The following is a 1,541-nucleotide window of genomic DNA, read 5'->3' on the forward strand; positions in this document are numbered from 1 at the left end:
CCGGTTACGATGCCGTCAGCCCCCGATTCATTCCGATGCATGTGCCCGGTGAATTCACTCAATCTCCGATCGACAAGGCACAGGTGCATGCCACCAAAACTGCTCTCTCTACCACTGGCTTGAAAGTCCTCGATGTCGAACTTGCGCGCATCACGGAAGATGTCGATCCGCGCAGTTTTAAACCTTCTCTTGAGATCGGTGGGGAATTGGGTGCTAAACGCATGATCATGAGCGCGTGGACCAATACCCGCGATGATCGTGACTTCTTGATCGACGTCTATTCTGAAACCTGCGAACTGGCGGCGCCCTACGGGCTAACAGTGGACTTGGAATTCCCAAGCTTCTCTCGCTTGCGCACTCTGGATGAGGCCCTGGATATTGTCCGCGCCTCTGATCAACCGAATGGCGGTATTCTGGTCGATACGCTTTATTTGCACCTCAGTCGTGTTGATCTCGGAGAGCTTCTGCACGTCCCCTCGGAGTTGTTTCACTTCCTGCATATCTCCGATTGCCTACCCGGGATCGCCGATACGCGAGAGGGCATGATCCAACTGGCCCGCGATGCGCGGCTCTATCCCGGCGAAGGCTGGATTGACTTCACCGGCATCATCGAACGGATGCCGCCCGTCGACTACTCCATTGAATTACCCAACCAAAGCCGCGTTGCCGAGTTGGGATATGAAGAACACGCGCGTCGCTGTCTCAGCCACGCCAAGCGAACATTCGGCGAGGCGCGGTCACAGCGTCGTGTGCCCGATGCTGCAATTCTAAAACACCAAGAGGATCATCATGGGCAAAGAGCTCACTGAAAACGACCGCAACATGGCGGCCGATATGCTGGCACGCGCCCGCGCTGCTATGGCCGAGATCGAGGATTGGGATCAGGACAGGCTGGACCGCCTGTCTCAGGCAATTGCGTGGTATGCTGGGAACGAGAAGACCTTCACGCGTCTGGCCCAGCAAGGCGTGGACGAAAGCGGTATCGGAGATCGCGAAGGGCGCCCTGCGAAGCGATTTAAGATTCACATGGTGCTGCGTGATGTCCTGCGCACTCCATCGACCGGTATCGTCGAGGTGGATGAGGAAAAAGGTCTGGTGAAATATGCCAAACCTGCCGGTGTGATCGCATCCCTGATCCCGATGACCAATCCAGCAATGACACCACCGGTGACCGGTGTTTCCGCCGCAAACGCTCGGAATGCAGTCATCTTCAGCCCACACCCACGAACCGCCCATACCACTTTTGAGATGGTCGAGGTTATGCGTGCAGCTTGTCGTGCTGCCGGTGCCCCCGAGGACTTGTTTCAATCCATTCGCAAACCGTCGATCCCATTAACGCAACATCTGATGGAGATCTGCGACCTGACTTTGGCGACGGGCGGCAAACCCATGGTCAAAGCGGCGTACAGTTCAGGGCGTCCAGCCTATGGCGTCGGTGCGGGCAATTCATCCATTGTCATCGATGAGACGGCCGACTTGGACATCGCTGCTCAGAATACGCGTATTTCAAAGACCTCTGATTTTGGGTCCGGTTGCTCAGC

The 1,541-nt window shown here is 56.5% G+C and carries 2 protein-coding genes; both read left to right on the forward strand.

All coding sequences use genetic code 11. The features are described 5' to 3' along the window. Positions 1–809 (forward strand): sugar phosphate isomerase/epimerase family protein (locus ACR0I7_RS20030; protein ID WP_480514134.1); only part of this gene is annotated, 809 nt, incomplete at its 5' end. Next, a partial coding sequence (locus ACR0I7_RS20035; protein WP_480514136.1) for an aldehyde dehydrogenase family protein occupies positions 790–1,541 on the forward strand: 752 nt, incomplete at its 3' end. The genes ACR0I7_RS20030 and ACR0I7_RS20035, both read left to right, overlap by 20 nt.

The organism is Ruegeria sp. AM1 (assembly GCF_056540745.1).